Source organism: Pseudomonas sp. GW821-FHT02B10, from assembly GCF_059421865.1.
Genome location: NZ_JBWKVU010000010.1, coordinates 192,467 through 210,724 on the forward strand (window position 1 = coordinate 192,467; position 18,258 = coordinate 210,724).

Below are 18,258 nucleotides of genomic sequence, written 5' to 3' on the forward strand. Positions count from 1 at the left end.
GAGACAGACACCATGAGTTCATCCGACGCTCTCGCTGTCGCGGATCAAGTGGTAGAGGAACATCCCGGGCAGACCAACGCAGCGGCCGCCATGGCCGACGACTGGGGCTTTGCCACAACGCCGGGCAGTGGCGGCTTGCTGGCGCTGCTGTGTCGGTGGGTCGAACGTCTGTGCGCGGTGGTGCTGGCGTTGAACGTGGCGGTGGTGTTCGTCTCGGTGATCCTGCGCTACTTCGTGCATCACCCGGTGGACTGGGCCGAGGAAGTTGCCCGTGGCCTGATGGTCATGCTGGTGTTTCTCGGCGGCGCTACGGTGCTGGCCCGCAAGCAACATGTACAGGTGGACTTCTTCCGCGCGCTGTTGCCCGCCGGCTGGCAACAGGCCGCGCAGCAGACCGGGGGCTGGTTGGTCGCGGGCACGGCGGCGGGGCTGGCGTTCTCGTCCTGGCTGTTGCTGCAAGACTCGGTCAACGTCGTGACCCCGATGGGCTTGCCGCAGTGGCTGAATGTGCTGCCGGTGTTCGTCGGCGCGCTGCTGATGACGGCGGTGGGCATTGCCAATGCCGTCAACGGTGCCACTCCCGTCACCTGGCTGACGTTGCTCGGTTGCCTGCTGGTCGGCGGCTCGGTGTATGCCTGGAACACCCAGGTCGAGGCTTACGCCCTGCAACCCTGGGGCCTGCTGGTCGGCGGCTTCTTCGGCGGCCTGCTGGCGGGCGTACCGATTGCCTTCGTCCTGGCCCTGTGCGCCTTGCTGTACTTCATCGGCGATCCGTCGCTGCCGATGGTGATCTACTCGCAGCAGGTCATGGCCGGGATGGATCACTTCGTGTTGCTGGCGATTCCGTTTTTCGTGCTGGCGGGGCTGCTGATGGAAGCCAACGGCATGTCCTCGCGCCTGATCGAACTGCTGGTGCGGCTCTTCGGCCGGGTACGGGGCTCGATGAACCTGATCGCCATCCTGGCCACGGCATTTTTCTCCGGCGTGTCGGGTTCGAAGCTGGCGGATATCGCCGCGGTAGGCGGGATCGTCGTGCCCGCCGTGCGCCGCACCCGACAGGACCCGGCGGAGACCGCTGCGGTCCTGGCGGCCTCCGGGGTGATGGCGGAAACCATCCCGCCGTGCATCAATATGATCATCATGGGCTTTGTCGCGAACATTTCGATCGGCGGCCTGTTCCTCGCCGGCATCGTGCCGGCGGTGATGCTCGCCCTGGGCCTGGCGACCCTGGCGGTGATCTTCGGACGCAAGGTCGACCCCGACCTGGCCTTCCCCTCGCGCCGGCCGGTCGTGCGTCTGCTGGGGGGCGCGCTGGTGGCGCTGATCATGGTGACGATGATCGGCAAGGGCGTGACCTCCGGCGTGGCCACCTCCACCGAGGTGTCGGCGTTCGCGGTGGTCTACGCGCTACTGGTGGGCGGGCTGACCTTCCGCGAGCTGACGTTCAAAGGCATCGCCAGGCTGTTCGTGCGCTCGGCCTCGATGGCCGCGGGTATCCTGTTCATCATCGCCGCCGCCTCCAGCCTGGCGTTCGCCCTGACGATCCTGCAGATTCCGGCGATCATTTCCGACTTCATGCTGGCCTTGGCGCATGACTATGGCCCCGTGGCGTTTATGATCACCTCGGTGATCATCATGGTGGTGTTCGGCGCGGTGCTCGAGGGCGCGCCGGCGCTGATCATCTTCGGCCCGCTGCTGGTGCCGATCGCTGTGCAGGTGGGCGTCAGTCCTTTTCACTTCGGCACCGTCGCGGTGATCGCCATGGGCCTGGGGTTGTTCTCGCCGCCGTTCGGCCTGGGGCTGTTCGCCACCTGCGCGATGACCGGCACGCGGGTCGAGGAGGTTTCCCGGCGGATGGTCAAATACCTCTGCCTGCTGGCGGCCATGCTGATTCTGATTGTCCTTGTGCCATCGATTTCCCTGTGGCTGCCGCGCACTTTCAATATGGGTTAATGCAAAACATGACAACGATTCACGATGTGGCCGCTCTGGCGGGGGTTTCGGTCAGCTCTGTGTCCAATGTGCTCAATCAGCGCACCGACAAGCTCAGCGCCGACACCTTCGCTCGCGTCGAAGCGGCGATTCTCAAGCTCGGCTACCAGCCCAACCGGGTGGCTCGGCAGCTCAAGACTGGCCATACGCCGATGCTCGGCCTACTGGTTCCGTCCACCGCCAACCCGATGTACGGGCAGATCGCCCTGAAGATCGAGGCCGCCGCCCGGGCGCAGTTTTCCTACCGGCTGCTGCTGGGCAACACCCACCGCGACAAGCAGCAGGAGGCTGGGATGTTCGATGACCTGCTGTCGTTCGGCGTGCGTTCGGTGATCGTGGTCTCGTCCCAGGACGACGAGCGTCACCTGGAGGCCGCGGTACAGCGTGGGCTGACGGTCGTCAGTTACGACCGGCAAACCACCGAGGACGGCGACTCGCGGGTGGACCATGTGTCGCCGGATAACTTCCAGGCGGGCTATATCGCCGCCGCGCACTTGATCGAACACGGTCATCGGCGCCTGGCGTTTCTGGTGCCCAGCGGCAAGACCATCAGCCGTACGGCGAAGATCGAGGGCTTTCGCGAGCGCGCCGCGCAGGAGGGCGCGCAGGTCAGCGCCACAGTCATCGAAGGGCCGGTGCTCGAGACGTTCGGCGATTCGGAGCTTGCCGACCTGGGATTCGCCATGGCGGCCGATCTGGCGGCAATGACGCCCAGGCCGACCGGTGTCGTCACCGTCAACGACATGCTCGCCATGGGCCTGATGTCCGGGCTCATCCAGGCGGGGCTGCGGGTGCCCGAGGACATCTCGGTGGTCGGCATGGACGGCCTGTCCATTGCCGCGTTCAGCAACCCCAGCCTGACATCGGTGGCCATGCCGCTGACCGAGATGGCCGACATCATGGTCCAGCGCGCGGTCGAGCGTTCCCGCGACCCACAGCTGCCCGCTGTCAATCTGGTGTTCCAGCCAATGCTGATTTCCCGACATTCGGTGGCCCGGCCCGGCGCCGACAAGCGAGCGTGACCATGACTGAGATCTTCCTGACCCATGCCCCCGGCGTGCGCGCCAATTACTACGCCGAGCAGCCGCTCAGGCAGCTTCAGGCCCTGGGCAATGTCCGGCTCAACGACTCGCCCGATCCGCTGTCGCTGGAGCAACTGGTCGATCGGGCACAGGGCTGCTCGATCATTGTCGCCAGCCGCGAGGCGGCCGCGCCCGCCGAATTGTTCGAACGCCTGCCACAGCTTGCGGCGATCTGCCGGGTGGCGGTGGACATCCGCAACATCGATGTTGAAGCCGCCAGCCGTCACGGCGTGCTGGTCACCCATGCGACGCCGGGGTTCGACCGCTCGGTGAGCGAATGGGTGATCGGCGTGATGATCGACCTGGCGCGGGGCATCAGCCGCGCGGCCGCCGATTACTGGCAGGGCAGGGCGCCGCAGGTGCTCATGGGGCGGGAGTTGCGCGGGGCGACGCTGGGGATCATCGGTTACGGCTTCATTGGCAAGCGCCTGGCCGACATTGCTCGGCTGCTGCAGATGCGCGTGTGGGTCAATGACCCGAATGCCCGGGTCGATGAGCCCGGCGTCGAACAGGTGTCGTTCGAGCAGGCCGTCGGCGCCGCCGATTATGTGGTCTGCCTCGCGCCGGCGGTCGAGCGGACCTACAACCTGTTCGGGCGCGAGGCCTTTCGCGCGATGCGCCCCGGTGCATTCTTCATCAACGCCTCGCGCGGGGAACTGGTGGACGACTCTGCCCTGCTCGAGGCACTGGAGCAGGGGCTGATTGGTGGCTGTGCGCTGGATGTCGGCCGCGCGCCAGACCAGATGCCCGCGCCACTGCTGGCCGCCCATCCCAAGGTCATTGCCAGCCCGCACATCGGTGGGCTGACACCCGAAGCCAGCGAGCATCAGGCCATGGACACCGTGCGCCAGGTCCAGGCCTTGCTCGCAGGACGAGTTCCGCAGGGGGCGGTGAACCTGGCGCGCGCGGACCGCGCCCGGGATGTATTCCGCCTGCAATCCCACTAACCAGGAGTACCCGCGACTATGACCTTGCCCAGCCACGCCACCGACTGCCACGTGCACGTGTACGACCCCGTGCGCTTTGCGGCACCATCGCCGGTCCCGACCGCGACCTGGAGCGACTACGCGCGGATGCAACAGCAACTGGGCCTGCAGCGCGCGGTGCTGGTCCAGCCAGTGGGGTACGGCTTTGACAATGCCTGCCTGCTGGATGCGCTGGTCCAGGCCGGCCAGGCAGCGCGGGGCATCGCCGTGATCAAGGCCGAAACGCGCTGGAGCGAACTGTCCCGCCTGCATCAGCAAGGTGTGCGCGGCGTACGTTTCATGATGGTGCCGGGGGCGGGCGGGGTGCTGCCCTGGGACGCGCTGGAAAAGATTTCCTGGCGTATTGCCGAACTCGGCTGGGTGATCAATCTGCAACTCGACGGCCGCGACCTGCCTGGTTATCAGGAGCGTCTGCTGGCGTTGCCGAGCAGGCTGAGCATCGACCATGTGGGCAAGTTCCTCGAGCCGGTCCCCGTTGGCCATGCTGCCTTCCAGACCCTGTTGCGCTTGCTGGACGGCGGCAATACCTGGGTCAAGCTTTCCGCTCCTTACGAAACCTCCCGGGTCGGCGCGCCGCTGTACGAGGATGTCGGCGTACTGGCCCAGACGCTGATCAATAGCCACCCGGAACGTTGCCTGTGGGCAAGCAACTGGCCGCACCCGGGGCGCGACCCGAGGCCGAGCGACAGCGCCATGCTCGACCTGCTGTCCCACTGGGCCACGGACGGTGCCTGGCGCCGGCGCATCCTGGCGGATAACCCGGCGGTCCTTTACGGCTTCGACGACTGAGGCGGCTAGCGGGCGGTGCCTGGCAGGACGGCGCGAACCCTGGCCCCGGTCGCATAAATTTGAAATGCACGCCATTGCCCGACAGAATCGCGCCCCGATCCGGCCAAAGGCGCCGGACGTTCGTGGTGAAAAGGGGCGGCAGTTGAACCAACAGACATTGTCCATGCGCCTGGAGCGCGTGGCGGCGCATGTGCCAGCGGGTGCGCGCCTGGCCGATATCGGCTCGGACCACGGCTACCTGCCGGTGGCGTTGTTGCGTCGTGGCCTTATCGCCGCGGCGGTGGCTGGCGAGGTGGCGTTGACACCGTTCCACGCGGCCCAGCGCAGCGTGCGCGAAAACGCGCTGGAGTCGGGCATCAGCGTGCGCCTGGCCAACGGCCTGGCGGCGATCGAGCCGGAAGACCGGATCACGGCAATCAGCATTTGCGGCATGGGCGGCGAGACCATCCGCGACATCCTCGACAGCGGCAAGGCGCGCCTGAGTGGCCAGGAACGCCTGATCCTGCAGCCCAACGGCGGCGAGCAACCCCTGCGCCAATGGCTGATGGAGCATGGCTACCGCATCCTCGGCGAGGAAGTGCTGCGGGAAAACCGCTTTTACTACGAAATCATCGTCGCCGAACGCGCCGGGCCGGTGAGCTACACCGCCGAGGAGCTGTACTTCGGCCCGCTGCAGTTGCAGGCCCGCAGCCCGGCCTTCCTGGCCAAGTGGCAGCGCATGCTGCGCCTGAAACACAAGACCCTGGCCCACTTCGCCCGGGCCCGGCAGTCCGTGCCCGAGGAGAAGCTCCAGGACATCGCCCGGCAGGCTCGGTGGATCAGCGAGCTGCTGGCCTGAGCGCGATCTGATTCCGCTTCTTTCAGACGAGCCGCCTAGAGGGGGCAGTGTGCTCGCAGCCTGGCTAGCTCTCGCTCTAATGCATACAGCTCTTTGTTGAACGCGGCCAACTCCGCAAGGCTGTATTCAACGCATTTTTGCGTACCAGAGGGAAGTCCAATGACATTGACGACCTTGTGGCGGTGCGCCTCGACGCCCCATCGACCGTGGACCATCTGATTGCGCCGAAGCCGAGCGGCATGTACACGCTCAATCCAGCATTTATAGGCCGCACGATGTTTGGAGTCGGCCGGTAATCTCTCTGCGACTCGGGCTGAAAGCGTCTTGAGCTTCGTATGGATCTTCCGCCCTTCGATCGATTTCGATAAGGTTTCCAACTTTGTGCCGTTGTCCAAACACGCCAAACAGAGCCCTAAATTCACATCGATGGACGAGAACGCGAAGAGCATTTGTCCGAGTAACGATGCAGCCTCAGCTTGCATTGCCTCTTGACGTGCCATCAGTTGTCCAGCCGTTTCGTCCGGGTCAGGCGTTGAATTAGGTTCCATGGTTTTCTCGCATTTGTAGTCTGGGTGGTGCCGAGTGCAGCACATCATTCCCAGGTCTGCTCCTGGCTGTGGATTCAACCGGTCGATGCAACCGCCAAGGCCAAAAGCGCTCATCCGGGCGGCCTCTGGGAAATCAGGGGCTCCAAGGTTATGCATTCAGCGCGCACCACAGAAATCCGGCCCGATATCGTTAGCTGATATCATTAAAAACTTACCGGCCGAGTAGAAAGACCATGAACCGTCGTAAAAAAATCAACCAGCTATTGAAGGCTAACGCGAAAAAGGCCAGTGCCAAGCTGGCGCCGCGCAGCAAGCCCAAATACATCAGCAAGGCCGACCGCTTGAAGCTGGCTGCCGAATCCAGTCCCGAGGCCGTGGTGTCCTCCGAGGGCTGATAGCGCGCCTTTTCCGGGTGGCTTCAGGCTGCCCGCCAAACCGGATCGCCTGCCCACGCCTGGCCGCCCTGGCCTTAACGCAGGCTCCACGACACCCCGAGATACATCGCCATGCCTTCGCCCGGCGTCGATCGCGCGGCGTCCAGGCCTTTGTCGTCGTAGCCCGGGGTGACGGTGGCGGCGTAGTGCTGGTCGGTCAGGTTGCGCAGGTCGAGCCAGGTCTGCCAGTCGCCCTTGGGCGCGTTGTAGCCCAGGGTGGCGCCGAACAGCGCGTAGGGATCGGCGTAATAGCTGTTGGCGTAGTCCACCGCCACCTTGGACACCAGTTGCGTGTTGAGCGCGGCGAAGAAGCCCTGGGGCCAGTCGTAGCGCAACTCGCCCTGGTAGTAGTGCATCGGCAGGCCCGGCAGGCGGTTGTCGCCGAAACGTTCATCGTCGCGGTAGTGGAAGTCGCTGAAGGTGTAGCTCTGGCGCAGGCTCAGCTGGCCGCCGTCTTTCCCTGACCACAGCTTGCTCTGCAGGCTGGCTTCCACGCCCTGGTGCACGGTGGGGCTGGCGTTGAGCTCGTAGGGGGTGGTGGCGTTGGCGTCCGGCAAGACCGAGAGCAGTTCGTGGCGCACCTGGGCGTAGTACCAGGCCAGGCTCCATTGGCCGATGGCGCTGTCGCCACGGCCGCCGAGTTCCAGGGTGGTGGCGGTCTGGTTGTGTAGCTTGATCGGGTCGCGCTGGGTGCCGGTGGCGGCGCCGCTGCCGGCCGGGAAACGAATGTTGGAGCTGTAGATCAGCGACCAGGGGTGGGGCGCCTCGACCGAGCGGCTGAGGTTGCCGAACAGTTGCAGGTCGGGGGTCAGCTGGTAGCGCAGGCCCAGGCGCGGCGCGTAGTCCCAGTCGCCGAGGCTGGTCTTGCCACCGCCGTCGGGGTAGGTCACGGCGCTTTCGCGGCGGGTATAGATGGCGGCCAGGCCGGTGGTCAGCCACAGGTCGTCGGCGATTTCCAGGTCATTGCCCAGATGCAGGACGCTGTCCGAACCCTGGTAGGTGAAGTTGCGCATGTGGGTGCCCGGCGCATAACCGGCGGTGTTGCCGCTGGGAATACGCACCAGCTCGCTGGCCCCTGAGTTGGGCAGGTGCTTGGTCACGCGCAGGCCCAGGGTGCTGTGGCTTTCCAGGCCCCAGAGGGTATCGCGGCGCTTGTAGTCGAGGGTGCCGCTGACATCGGTGTAGGCCACCTTCAGGCGGTTGGGGCCTTCGCGCAGGTCCATGGGGTAGTCGTGGTAGACCAGGCCGGCCTGGATACTCGAATCGTCGTCGATGTACCAGGTGGTCTTGTTGCCAATAAAGGTGCTGCCCGGCTGGTCGCGGCTGTCGTTACGCGTCACGTAGGCCGGGTTGGCCGCCCGTGGGTCGTGCTCGATGGAGCCTTTGGTGACCCGCCCGGCGAGGTCGTTGTTGGTCTGGCGATGGCGGATGTAGAAGCGGGTTTCCAGGTTCGGGTTGAAGCGATAACCGAAATTGGCGATGACCCCCTGGCTCTTGCTGGCGCTGTGGTCCTGGTAGCCGTCGGAGTGGGCGTCGGTCAGGGACAGGTAGTAGTCGAAGCCGCCCAGCACCTGCCCGGAGCTGACCTGGCGCTGCTGATAACCGTGGCTGCCGGTGGCGTAGCGCACCTGCAACTTCGGCGCGTCGTAGCCGGTGTGGCTGATGTAGTCGATGGCGCCGCCCAGGGCCAGGGCGCCGCGGTCGAAACCGTTGGCGCCGCGCAGCACTTCCACCCGCTCCAGCCACAGCGGCTCGAGCAACTCATAGGGCGTGCCGCCCGGGCCGCTCAGCGGCAGGCCGTCGAGCATCGTGTACAGCCCCGAGGCATGGGCGCCCGGCGCGCGGTTGATCCCCGAGCCGCGGATCGAGATCTTCACCCCTTCGTTGCCCGCGGACTGGGCATAGACCCCCGGCTGATACGCCAGCACATCCTGGTTGCTGGCCACGCGGCCCTGTAGCGGGCGGCGCAGGTCCACCACATTGCTGCCGCCGGGCACCTGGGTCAGCCGCGCCTTGGCCTCCTCGATCGATGCGTCTTCGCCACTGCGCTCCTCGGCGCCGATCAGCACCTGTCCCAGCTCCAGGCCCTGGGCTTCGGCCAGGGTCGGACAGACAAGGGCCAGGCCCAGCAAGGCAGCGGGCAGGGGACGGGGCGAGGGCATCGGGGGGAACTCCAGGCATGGGCAACGGGCAGTGAGAACTGCGACGTATGAAAGAACGAGGGAAACACATGGCAATTTTGTCTTTTGCCTGGCAGGCGCAGATCGGCGGGAGTCCAGCGTCCATGCCCGTGCGCTATCAAGGCTGTTCGCAATGGATATATCCGCGCATCGGCGTTCGGCTATCGTCACCCTATATGACTCGATCGCGCAGCCGCTGTGCTTTTGCGTTGACGCTATGTCGGCCGCTGCTGCGATTCACCCAGCGCTCTCAACCGCGAGGACATCACGATGAGCACCCACAAAGCCGTCGCTGTTTCACTGGCCATTCTCAGCGCAACCTTCCTGGCATCGGCCGCGCTGGCCGAGGGCACAGGGTTGATTGCCGCCACCCCCGCCGAACTGAAATGGACACCCGCGCCCTCGGTAGGGCCCGGGGTGATGATTTCGGTGATTGAAGGCGACCTGAAAAAACCAGAGCCTTTCACGATGCGCCTGATGCTGCCGGCCAACACGAAAGTCGGCGTGCATACCCACCCCGTGACCGAACGTGTCACCGTGATCTCGGGCACCTTCTACTTCGCCACCGGCGACAGCTTCGACGCGGCCAAGGCCAAGGCCTATCACCCGGGTGACACCCTGATCATTCCCGTCGGCACGCCGATGTACGCCGCCACGCAAAAACAGGAAACCGTGCTCCAGCTCCACGGCACGGGCCCCTGGGGCATCACCTACCTCAACCCGGCGGACGACCCCAGGAACAGCAAAAAATAGCGAGCAGAGCCTGGCAGTGAATCCGTCGTGCCCGACCTCGCCAGCCCTGTTGTCACCTGGAAAGGGCAACCGGGGATTCACTCGATCAGGTTGAGCATGGGCAAATCGGCTGGCGAATACTCAGCTAATGCCGCAGGCGGGCATTGGCTGCCATGCTCTGTCGTTTGGGGGAGTGCTGGCGGCGGAGGGCTTGCTGCGGTCTGTCACAGCGTCTGCCAGATCAGGGGACGATCGATCTGCCGATATGTGGTTGAAAAACACGCAAAGAAAACCGACTCTGCTTACCTCTCATCCAGGGCCCGACGTTTTGCGCCCGCCATCACCCTTCGTCAAAGCCCTCGATCAAAGGTGCCTCCATGCTGCTTGCCCGCTGGCTGCCAGGCTTGGCCAATCTCCTGCAATACCGCCGCGAATGGTTCAGGTACGACCTGCAGGCCGGTTTGTCGGTGGCCGCCGTGCAGATCCCGATTGCCATCGCCTACGCACAAATCGTCGGGCTACCGCCCCAGTACGGCTTGTACGCCTGCGTCTTGCCGATGATGGTCTATGCCCTGGTGGGCAGTTCGCGGCAGTTGATGGTCGGGCCGGATGCGGCCACCTGCGCCATGGTCGCCGGTGCGATCGCCCCCCTGGCGCTGGGCGATCCCGAGCGCCTGGCGCAGTTGGCGGTGATTGTCACGGTGCTGGTCGGCCTGATGCTGATCGGCGCCGGCATTGCCCGGGCGGGGTTCATTGCCAGCTTTTTCTCGCGGCCGATCCTGATCGGCTATCTGAACGGCATCGGCCTGAGCCTGCTGGCCGGGCAACTGGGCAAGGTGCTGGGCTACAAGATCGAAGGCGACGGTTTCATTCTCAGCCTGCTGAACATGCTGCAGCGGCTTGGCGAAACCCATCTACCGACCCTGGCCATCGGGGCGGGCGCCCTGGCGCTGCTGATCTGGCTGCCGCGGCGCTTTGCCAGGTTGCCGGCGGCGCTGGTGACGGTGGCTATCGCCACCCTGTGCGTCGGGGTGCTGCGCCTGGACCGTTACGGGGTCTCCGTACTGGGGCCGATCCCTTCGGGCATGCCGCAGTTGAGCTGGCCCGAAACCAACCTGAGCGAACTGAAACGGCTGCTGCGCGATGCGCTGGCGATCGCCACGGTGAGTTTTTGCAGTGCGATGCTGACGGCCCGCAGCTTTGCCGCGAGGAACGGTTATACGGTCAATGCCAATCATGAGTTCCTGGCGCTGGGGGTGTCCAATATCGCCGCCGGGGTCTCCAGCGGTTTCGCCATCAGCGGCGCCGATTCGCGCACGGCGGTCAACAGCATGGTGGGCGGCAAGAGCCAGTTGGTGGGGATCATCGCCGCCCTGGTGATTGCCCTGATCCTGCTGTTCTTCACCGCGCCCATGGCCTGGATCCCCCAGGCGGCGCTGGGGGCGGTGCTGTTGATGGCCGGCTGGGGGCTGATCGATATCCAGGCGATGCGGGTCATCCGCAAGCTCAGCCGTTTCGAGTTCTGGCTGTGTGTGCTGACCACCCTGGGGGTGATTGGCGTGGGGGTGCTGCCGGGCATCATCGTCGCGGTGCTGCTGGCGATCCTGCGGTTGCTCAAAAGCATCTATCAGCCCACCGACGCGGTGCTGGGCTGGGTGCGCGGGATCGAAGGCCAGGTCGATATCAGCCAATACCCACAGGCGCGCACGCTGGCGGGGCTGGTGGTGTATCGCTTCGATGACGCGATCCTGTTTTTCAACGCCGACTACTTCAAGGCGCGCCTGCTGGAGGCGGTCGAACGCGAGCCCGAGCCCCGCGCCGTGCTGCTGGTCGCCGAGGCGGTGACTTCGATCGACGTCAGCGGCATCGTGGCCCTCAGGGAGCTGCGCGACACCCTGCTGGCCCGCGGCATCATCCTGGGCATCGCCCGGCCGCACGGGGCATTCCTGCGGATGCTGGTGCGTTCAGGCCTGGCGCGCGAGCTGGAGCAGCAATTGTTGTTCCCCTCGGTACGCGCCGGCATTCGCGCTTATCGGATCTGGCGCAATCAGGTGCAGCGCAAGGCGCAGAAAGAGGCGCCTCGGGCTGGCACCCTGCCAGCGTCCGCCAAGCCGACGCCATGACTGAATGCGGCCCTGGCCAGCCACCACCAACGCTTGACCCAAGAGGAGGTACGGCATGCAACGATTCACTGGCGGTTGCCTGTGCGGCAAGGTGCGGTTCGTGGCGTCGGGGCCGCCATACCGGGTCGGTTTGTGCCACTGCCTCGACTGCCGCAAGCACCATGGCGCGCTGTTCCATGCCTCGGCGATCTTCCCCGAGGACGCGGTGACCGTCGAGGGCGAAACCCGCGACTACGCCGGGCGGTTTTTCTGCCCGCACTGCGGCTCGTCGGTGTTCGCCCGCAGCGCCGACGAAATTGAAGTGAACCTGGGTGCCCTGGAGGCCCCCGACCAACTCAAGCCCACCTATGAAAGCTGGACTATTCGTCGCGAGTCCTGGTTGCCGGCGTTTCCACTCGCCAGGCGCTACGAGCGCGACCGTGATGCCAGCAGTCGCTTCGAGCAATAGCAGGCGCCCAGGCTTATGACCAGGGCGTCTCGGGCGTCACCCCGCGCGGGCGTTTCGCCAGGAGCTTGCGGGCGGTGTCGACGAAGGGCGTGACGATCAGGCTGTAGACCGTCAGGTAACGCCGCTGGTCCTGCTCGCCGGTGCCGAAGCGCAGCGGCTCGGGTGTCGAGGAGGTGACGTAGAGCGTGCCGAACATCCAGTCCCAGAGGGACAGGTTGGTGCCGAAGTTGCGGTTGAAGTGGCGGGGCGCGTCGCTGTGATGGATCTGGTGCTGGGCCGGGCTGTTCAACACATGCTCCAGCCGCGGGCCGAACGACAGCCAGACATGGCTGTGCCGCAGATTGGCCGCCAGGCTGTTGAAGATGAATATCAGGTAGGTCACGCCAAACAGGGTGTAGCGGCCGATCTCGCCGCCGCAGGCATACCAGACGCAGCCGGCGTAAAGGCCCAGGCCGAGGCTGATGCTCAGCTTCTCGACGATCTTTTCCACGAAGTGCACCCGGCTCGCCGTCGCTGGCACCAGTACCGGCGCCGAGTGATGGACCTTGTGGAAGGCCCACAGCCAGCGCGAGTGAAACGCCCGGTGCGCCCAGTAATGGATGAAGTCCTTGAGCAGGAACACCCCCAGCCCGTAGAGCAGCGCCAGCCCCAGGTTCTGGCCCAGGCGCGGGCGCTCGCCCCAGAGGTTGCTGAAAAAGGCCAGGTAGTCCCCGGAGCGCAGGATGTAAGGGTCGACCAGATGGACGATGGGCAACACCAGCGCAACCTTGAGGATGGCGCGCACGAAGTAGTAGCGGTAATCCAGCAGCGCCGAGGGATGCAGGTGCACCCGGCCGCCGCCGAGGAATTGCCAGAACGACCGGGCGTGGCTCAGGCCGCGGCGCTTTCGGAAACGGAACAGGCCATAGGCGACGCCGTAGGACACGCACAGGAACAAGACCCCGAGGCGGCCGTTCAGATTGAAAATGCCGAGAAACTGCGCGGTGACAGGGGCGATCACCCACTCGGTCAGGTGCTTGTAGACAAGCGACAGGGCATCCACGAATCGCCAGCCTCTGAGCCAGAAAAAAAGAATGGCATTGTAAATCAGTTCGGTTTGGCCGGGCAGGGTGGCGCGACAAGCAGGCAAGGTACCCCGCGCGCCATCCGCCTGGAACCGGTTGCGGCTGTTGGAGTACGCTGGCCGTTCGCTGTATTCCGGAGGTGCCTGGCTCATGACCCTGTTACGGGAATCCGCAAACCGGTTGCTGCAACCTCGGGTCGGCGCGGGCTGCATCCGCGCGCGCGGCGCCGAGGCCGCGGTCCTGCAGTCGGCGTCGCTGTTCGACGGCCTGGTGACCATCGATCATCGTCGCTGGGCCTGCCGCGAGGCCGAGCTCAGCTGGACGGCGCCGCAGCACGTGGTGATCCTCACGGAGCGCGGGGCAACGGCAAAGACTCATATCCGTAGCAGTTCAACGCTCACCTACGAAGGCTGCGACCGTCCCGGCTCGATCAGCTTCGTGCCGGCCGGGGTCGAGCGCCAGGGCTATTTTCGCGATGCCGACCTGATCTATACCGCCCTGTGGATCGACACAGCCCTGGATTTTCCCGGCTGCCCGCGGCTGGCCGAATTGCCCATGCGCATCAACAGCGGCGATGGGGTGATCCATTCGCTGCTCGCCGCCCTCAGCGCCGAGATGGCCGGCGGGCATGTCCCGGAAGCCAGCTACATAGAGCATCTGGTGGCGCTGGTGGGGCTGCGCCTGGGCCGGGTCGATACCGCCAGCGCTGGCAGCGGACGCCTGGGGCCGCAACTGCTCAAGCGCTTGAGTGACTACGTCGATGCACGAATCGAAGGCAGCCTCTCGCTGACCGAACTGGCGCGGATCGCCGGCATGCCCGTGGACACCTTCGCCCGGCATTTCAAGGCCGAAACCGGCATGGCGCCCTATGCCTATGTGATCGAGCGCCGGGTGCGCCGCGCCGAAAGCCTGCTGCGGGCCGGCAGCATGCCGATCAGCGCCATGGCGCTGGAACTGGGGTTCTCCAGCCAGAGCCACTTCACCTCGACCTTCCGGCGGATCACCGGGACCACTCCGAACAGCTACCGCCAGCAGGCGTCCAGAATCCTGACAAGCTCGTCCTGATACCTGAAAGAACGGCGCCGCGCCCTTGGCGATACTCGCGTCCAGCCGTTCATTTCAGGAGAGCACCATGCAAGACCTGGACTCACCGCGTCCGTCGCGCCGCGCGCTGCTGCAAGCCGGGGCCGCCGCCAGCCTGCTCTGGGTGGGGGGCAGCGGCGCGCTGGCCCAACCCGCCCCGACGCCGCCCAACCCCTCCCGTCCATTGCCGTCCCAGGCGATCACCCTACGCATCAATGCCAGCGACCAGTTGCTGGACCTCGACCCACGCACCACCTTGCTCGACGCGCTGCGCCATCAACTGGGCATGACCGGCTCGAAGAAGGGGTGCGACCACGGCCAGTGCGGTGCCTGCACGGTGCTGGTGAACGGCCGCCGGATCAACGCCTGCCTGAGCCTGGCGGTGATGCATGACGGCGACGAAATCACCACCATCGAGGGGCTGGCCAATGGCGATCTGCTGCACCCCCTGCAAGCCGCCTTTATCGCCCGCGACGCCTTCCAGTGTGGCTACTGCACGCCGGGGCAGATCTGCTCGGCGGTGGGCATGCTCCAGGAGGTGCGCGCCGGCTGGCCGAGCCATGTCACCGACGACCTGACGGGCCCGCACGCCGGCCTGAGCGACAGCGAGATCCGTGAACGCATGAGCGGCAATCTGTGTCGCTGCGCGGCCTATCCGAATATCGTCGCCGCCATCCGCGACGCCGCCGAGGAGGCCTGAGCCGATGATGCCTTTCAGCTATGAGCGCGCGCGCGACGTACAGCAAGCGGTCAGCCTGATGGCCGCGCAGCCAGGGGCTCGTTTTATCGCCGGTGGTACCAACCTGATCGACCTGATGAAGCCGGGCATCGAGCGGCCCAGCCACCTGATCGATATCAGCCGCTTGCCCCTGGCCATGATCGAGGACAGCGCCGAGGGTGGCCTGCGTATCGGTGCCCAGGTACGCAACAGCGACCTGGCCGCCGACCGCCGTGTGCGCGAGCGCTACCCGCTGCTGTCCCAGGCGCTGCTGGCAGGTGCGTCGGGGCAGATCCGCAACAAGGCCTCGACCGCCGGCAACCTGCTGCAACGCACGCGCTGCCCGTACTTCTACGACCCGGGCATGGCCTGCAACAAGCGCGAGCCCGGCAGCGGCTGTTCGGCCCTGCGGGGGCACAACCGCATGCACGCGATTCTCGGCGCCAGCGAGTCGTGTATCGCGGTGCATCCCTCGGACATGGCGGTGGCCATGGTTGCCTTGGAGGCGCGGGTGGAAACCCTCCTGCCCGACGGCCAGCGCCGCTCCCTGGCCCTGGATGAGCTGTACCGCTTGCCCGGGACCACGCCCGAGCTCGAAACCCGGCTGGCCCATGGCGAGATGATCGAGGCCATCACGCTGCCGCCACCACCCCCGGGGCGGCAGCTGTATCGCAAGGTGCGCGATCGCGCTTCCTATGCCTTCGCTTTGGTCGCCGTGGCGCTGGTGCTCGAAGTCCGCGCGGGGCAGGTGCGCACGGTCCGCGTGGCCCTCGGCGGCGTCGCCCCCAAACCCTGGCGGGCCACGGCAGCGGAGCAGGTTTTGCTCGGCCAGCCATCCGCTATGGCGGTTTACCAGCGCGCCGCCGAGGCCGCCCTGGCCGGCGCGCGCGGGCAGGGCGGCAACGATTTCAAGATCCCCCTGGCCAAACGCACCCTGCGCCAGATGCTGGCCAGTGCGACTCAAGAGCGAGCATTGGCATGAGCACATCAGGACCCACCCCATCCGCTGCCAACGGCCCGATCGGCCAACCGCTGGACCGGGTCGACGGCCGACTGAAGGTCACCGGCCGCGCGACCTACGCCTACGAGCAGCGGGAAATGGGCGACACCGCCTATGGCTACATCCTCGGCGCGACCATCGCCCGGGGCCGCATCAGCGCGATCGACACCCGCGAGGCCGAACGGACGCCGGGCGTGCTCTATGTCATGACCCATCGCAACGCACCGGCCCAGGCGGCATTCGGCCCGGCGGTGACGCCGACCACGGGCGAGGTGTTCACCCGGGCCCGGCCGGTGTTGGCGAGCGACGCTGTGCGCTACTACGACGAACCGGTGGCGCTGGTGGTGGCCTCGACCTTCGAGGCCGCGCGCGCGGCGGCTCGGCTGATTCGCGTGCGCTACTCGCCGGAGCAGGGCGACTTCGACCTTGCTTCCCGCCTGGCCCAGGCCTACATCCCGCCGCGGACCAACGCCGGCTTCCAGACCGACAGTGCCATCGGCGATTTTGAATCGGGGTTCGCCAATGCGCCGGTCAAGCTCGACAGCACCTACAGCACCCCGTACCAAAGCCACGTGCCAATGGAGCCCCATGCCTCTATCGCCGCCTGGTCCGGGGACGAGCTGACCCTCTACACCTCGGCGCAAACCCTGGCGAACTTCCGTGGCGGGCTGGCCAACACCCTGGGCATCGAGCCGGCGCGTGTGCGTATCGTCAGTCCTTATATTGGCGGCGGCTTTGGCGCCAAGCTGATCATCCATCCCGACGCGGTGCTGGCCGCGCTGGCCGCGCGGGTGCTCAAGCGCCCGGTGAAGGTGGCCCTGACCCGCCAGCAGATGTTCGCCAACGCCGGTTACCGCCCGGCCATGCAGCACCGGGTAAGGCTGGCGGCGGACAGCAGCGGCAAGCTGACGGCCCTGGGGCACGACGTCTGGTCGAGCACTTCGCGTTTCGAAGAGTTCTGCGAGCAGACCGCGGTGTTTGCCCGCTCGCTGTATGCCGCGCCGAATCGCCTGACCCGCCATCGACTGGTGCCGGTGGACCTCAATCGCGGCGAGTGGATGCGCTCGCCGGGCGAGGCGCCGGGCATGCTCGCCTTCGAAAGCGCCATGGACGAGCTGGCCGAACGCCTGGGCCTGGACCCCATCGATTTGCGGGTGCGCAACGAGCCGGAGCTGGACCCCGAGCTCGGCGTACCGTTCGCCTCGCGCAACCTGCTGGCCTGCATGCAGACCGGTGCCGAACGCTTCGGCTGGAGCCGCCGCAAGCCCAAGCCCGGCAGCGTGCGCGAGGGCCGCAAGTTGATCGGCATGGGCATGGCCGCGGCGATCCGCCCCAACTACCTGGGGCTGTCCAGGGCCCAGGTGAGCCTGGGCCCGACCGGGCGGGTGCTGGTGCGCCTGGACATGACCGATATCGGCACCGGCACCTACACCATCCTGACCCAGGTCGCCGCCCACAGCCTGGGGGTGCCGATGTCGGCGGTGCAGGTGCAACTGGGTGACAGCCGCTTCCCGCAGACTTCGGGCTCCGGCGGCTCCTGGGGAGCGGCCAGTTCCGGCTCGGCGGTGGAGGCCGCTTGCCAGGCCTTGAAGCAGCGGATCATCCAGGCCGCCGGCGCGCCTTACAACCAGGTGCCGGTACGCTTCGCCGACGGCCGTATCAGCACCGGCGAGCGCTCGGAGCGCCTCAGCGATCTGCTGCTGCGAGTGGCTCCCACGGGGTTGCAGGCCGAAGGCAGCGTCGGGCCGATGGGGGAGGACTACAAGCAGTTTTCCCAGCATTCCAACGGCGCGCACTTCGTCGAAGTCGCGGTGGACATCGACACCGGCGAAGTCCGCCTGCGGCGCATGCTCGCGGTGATCGGTGCCGGGCGCATCCTCAACCCCAAGACCGCGCGCTCGCAGATCCTCGGCGGCATGGCCTGGGGCGTCGGCGCGGCGTTGATGGAGCAGACCCTGCTGGACACCCGCCACGGCCATTTCGTCAACCACGACCTGGCCGAGTACCTGATACCGGTCAATGGCGATATCGCAGCGATGGACGTGCTGTTCCTCGAAGAGCCCGATCCCAGGGCCAACGCCCTGGGCATCAAGGGCCTTGGCGAGCTGGGTGTGTGCGGGGCCGGGGCGGCGGTAGTCAATGCCGTCTACAACGCCACCGGCATCCGGGTGCGCGAGTTCCCGCTGACCCTGGACAAGCTGCTGCCCGGGCTTGCGGCCCTGGAGGAGTAGGCGCAGCCTG

General features: G+C 66.3%; 16 protein-coding genes. 13 read left to right on the top strand and 3 right to left on the bottom strand.

The features are described 5' to 3' along the window. Positions 1-12 precede the first annotated feature (12 nt). The 5 genes from AC07VU_RS21355 (at position 13) to AC07VU_RS21375 (ending at position 5,687) form a co-directional block, all read left to right on the top strand. The gene (locus AC07VU_RS21355; RefSeq protein WP_223815919.1) at positions 13-1,953 is read left to right on the top strand and encodes a TRAP transporter large permease; all 1,941 of its coding nucleotides are present in this window, start codon (positions 13-15) and stop codon (positions 1,951-1,953) included. 8 nt (positions 1,954-1,961) lie between these two features. Then, on the top strand, positions 1,962-3,014 hold the full coding sequence (locus AC07VU_RS21360) for a LacI family DNA-binding transcriptional regulator (protein ID WP_037005878.1): 1,053 nt from the start codon (positions 1,962-1,964) through the stop codon (positions 3,012-3,014). Positions 3,015-3,016: 2 nt separating this feature from the next. Further along, entirely contained in the window at positions 3,017-4,021 is a 1,005-nt protein-coding gene (locus tag AC07VU_RS21365; RefSeq protein ID WP_495030416.1) for an NAD(P)-dependent oxidoreductase, read from the top strand. A gap of 18 nt (positions 4,022-4,039) precedes the next feature. Then, positions 4,040-4,849 (top strand): amidohydrolase family protein, encoded by an 810-nt coding sequence (locus AC07VU_RS21370; protein WP_495030417.1) that lies wholly within the window; start codon positions 4,040-4,042, stop codon positions 4,847-4,849. A 142-nt stretch (positions 4,850-4,991) separates the two neighbouring features. Next, complete coding sequence (locus AC07VU_RS21375; RefSeq protein ID WP_495030418.1) at positions 4,992-5,687, top strand: tRNA (adenine(22)-N(1))-methyltransferase; 696 nt, start codon at positions 4,992-4,994, stop codon at positions 5,685-5,687. Between the two features lie 35 nt (positions 5,688-5,722). Here AC07VU_RS21375 and AC07VU_RS21380 read toward each other — a convergent pair whose 3' ends face one another. Beyond that, a complete protein-coding gene (locus AC07VU_RS21380; protein ID WP_495030419.1) occupies positions 5,723-6,391 on the bottom strand; it encodes a hypothetical protein in 669 nt (222 codons plus the stop codon). 77 nt (positions 6,392-6,468) lie between these two features. Between AC07VU_RS21380 and AC07VU_RS21385 the strand changes: the two genes are divergently transcribed. After that, positions 6,469-6,630, top strand: a complete 162-nt coding sequence (locus AC07VU_RS21385) for a DUF2986 domain-containing protein (protein ID WP_097135590.1) — start codon at positions 6,469-6,471, stop codon at positions 6,628-6,630. A 74-nt stretch (positions 6,631-6,704) separates the two neighbouring features. Here AC07VU_RS21385 and AC07VU_RS21390 read toward each other — a convergent pair whose 3' ends face one another. After that, the gene (locus AC07VU_RS21390) at positions 6,705-8,831 is read right to left on the bottom strand and encodes a TonB-dependent receptor family protein (RefSeq protein WP_495030420.1); all 2,127 of its coding nucleotides are present in this window, start codon (positions 8,829-8,831) and stop codon (positions 6,705-6,707) included. 288 nt (positions 8,832-9,119) lie between these two features. Between AC07VU_RS21390 and AC07VU_RS21395 the strand changes: the two genes are divergently transcribed. The 3 genes from AC07VU_RS21395 to AC07VU_RS21405 all read left to right on the top strand — a co-directional run bounded on the left by AC07VU_RS21395 (position 9,120) and on the right by AC07VU_RS21405 (position 12,152). Further along, entirely contained in the window at positions 9,120-9,602 is a 483-nt protein-coding gene (locus tag AC07VU_RS21395) for a cupin domain-containing protein (RefSeq protein WP_053260837.1), read from the top strand. A gap of 356 nt (positions 9,603-9,958) precedes the next feature. After that, a complete protein-coding gene (locus tag AC07VU_RS21400) occupies positions 9,959-11,704 on the top strand; it encodes a SulP family inorganic anion transporter (RefSeq protein WP_495030421.1) in 1,746 nt (581 codons plus the stop codon). A 55-nt stretch (positions 11,705-11,759) separates the two neighbouring features. Then, positions 11,760-12,152 (top strand): GFA family protein, encoded by a 393-nt coding sequence (locus AC07VU_RS21405; protein ID WP_495030422.1) that lies wholly within the window; start codon positions 11,760-11,762, stop codon positions 12,150-12,152. A 13-nt stretch (positions 12,153-12,165) separates the two neighbouring features. Here the strand turns inward: AC07VU_RS21405 and AC07VU_RS21410 are convergent, their stop codons facing one another. After that, complete coding sequence (locus AC07VU_RS21410) at positions 12,166-13,194, bottom strand: sterol desaturase family protein (protein WP_495030423.1); 1,029 nt, start codon at positions 13,192-13,194, stop codon at positions 12,166-12,168. A gap of 172 nt (positions 13,195-13,366) precedes the next feature. Between AC07VU_RS21410 and AC07VU_RS21415 the strand changes: the two genes are divergently transcribed. The 4 genes from AC07VU_RS21415 (at position 13,367) to AC07VU_RS21430 (ending at position 18,248) form a co-directional block, all read left to right on the top strand. After that, on the top strand, positions 13,367-14,281 hold the full coding sequence (locus AC07VU_RS21415; protein WP_495030424.1) for a helix-turn-helix domain-containing protein: 915 nt from the start codon (positions 13,367-13,369) through the stop codon (positions 14,279-14,281). Positions 14,282-14,348: 67 nt separating this feature from the next. Further along, positions 14,349-14,999, top strand: a complete 651-nt coding sequence (locus AC07VU_RS21420; protein ID WP_495030425.1) for a 2Fe-2S iron-sulfur cluster-binding protein — start codon at positions 14,349-14,351, stop codon at positions 14,997-14,999. Between the two features lie 4 nt (positions 15,000-15,003). Next, positions 15,004-15,999 carry an FAD binding domain-containing protein gene (locus AC07VU_RS21425; RefSeq protein WP_495030426.1) on the top strand — a complete coding sequence of 332 codons (996 nt, stop codon included), beginning with the start codon at positions 15,004-15,006 and terminating at the stop codon, positions 15,997-15,999. Next, the gene (locus AC07VU_RS21430) at positions 15,996-18,248 is read left to right on the top strand and encodes a molybdopterin cofactor-binding domain-containing protein (RefSeq protein WP_495030427.1); all 2,253 of its coding nucleotides are present in this window, start codon (positions 15,996-15,998) and stop codon (positions 18,246-18,248) included. The genes AC07VU_RS21425 and AC07VU_RS21430 overlap by 4 nt, the downstream gene beginning before the upstream one ends. The last annotated feature ends 10 nt before the right edge of the window (positions 18,249-18,258 follow it).

Coding starts and splice junctions, on each gene's coding strand:
- AC07VU_RS21355 (WP_223815919.1), top strand. CDS start 13: ATGAGTTCATCCGACGCTCTCGCTGTCGCGGATCAAGTGGTAGAGGAA.
- AC07VU_RS21360 (WP_037005878.1), top strand. CDS start 1,962: ATGACAACGATTCACGATGTGGCCGCTCTGGCGGGGGTTTCGGTCAGC.
- AC07VU_RS21365 (WP_495030416.1), top strand. CDS start 3,017: ATGACTGAGATCTTCCTGACCCATGCCCCCGGCGTGCGCGCCAATTAC.
- AC07VU_RS21370 (WP_495030417.1), top strand. CDS start 4,040: ATGACCTTGCCCAGCCACGCCACCGACTGCCACGTGCACGTGTACGAC.
- AC07VU_RS21380 (WP_495030419.1), bottom strand. CDS start 6,391: ATGCATAACCTTGGAGCCCCTGATTTCCCAGAGGCCGCCCGGATGAGC.
- AC07VU_RS21385 (WP_097135590.1), top strand. CDS start 6,469: ATGAACCGTCGTAAAAAAATCAACCAGCTATTGAAGGCTAACGCGAAA.
- AC07VU_RS21390 (WP_495030420.1), bottom strand. CDS start 8,831: ATGCCCTCGCCCCGTCCCCTGCCCGCTGCCTTGCTGGGCCTGGCCCTT.
- AC07VU_RS21395 (WP_053260837.1), top strand. CDS start 9,120: ATGAGCACCCACAAAGCCGTCGCTGTTTCACTGGCCATTCTCAGCGCA.
- AC07VU_RS21400 (WP_495030421.1), top strand. CDS start 9,959: ATGCTGCTTGCCCGCTGGCTGCCAGGCTTGGCCAATCTCCTGCAATAC.
- AC07VU_RS21405 (WP_495030422.1), top strand. CDS start 11,760: ATGCAACGATTCACTGGCGGTTGCCTGTGCGGCAAGGTGCGGTTCGTG.
- AC07VU_RS21415 (WP_495030424.1), top strand. CDS start 13,367: ATGACCCTGTTACGGGAATCCGCAAACCGGTTGCTGCAACCTCGGGTC.
- AC07VU_RS21420 (WP_495030425.1), top strand. CDS start 14,349: ATGCAAGACCTGGACTCACCGCGTCCGTCGCGCCGCGCGCTGCTGCAA.
- AC07VU_RS21425 (WP_495030426.1), top strand. CDS start 15,004: ATGATGCCTTTCAGCTATGAGCGCGCGCGCGACGTACAGCAAGCGGTC.
- AC07VU_RS21430 (WP_495030427.1), top strand. CDS start 15,996: ATGAGCACATCAGGACCCACCCCATCCGCTGCCAACGGCCCGATCGGC.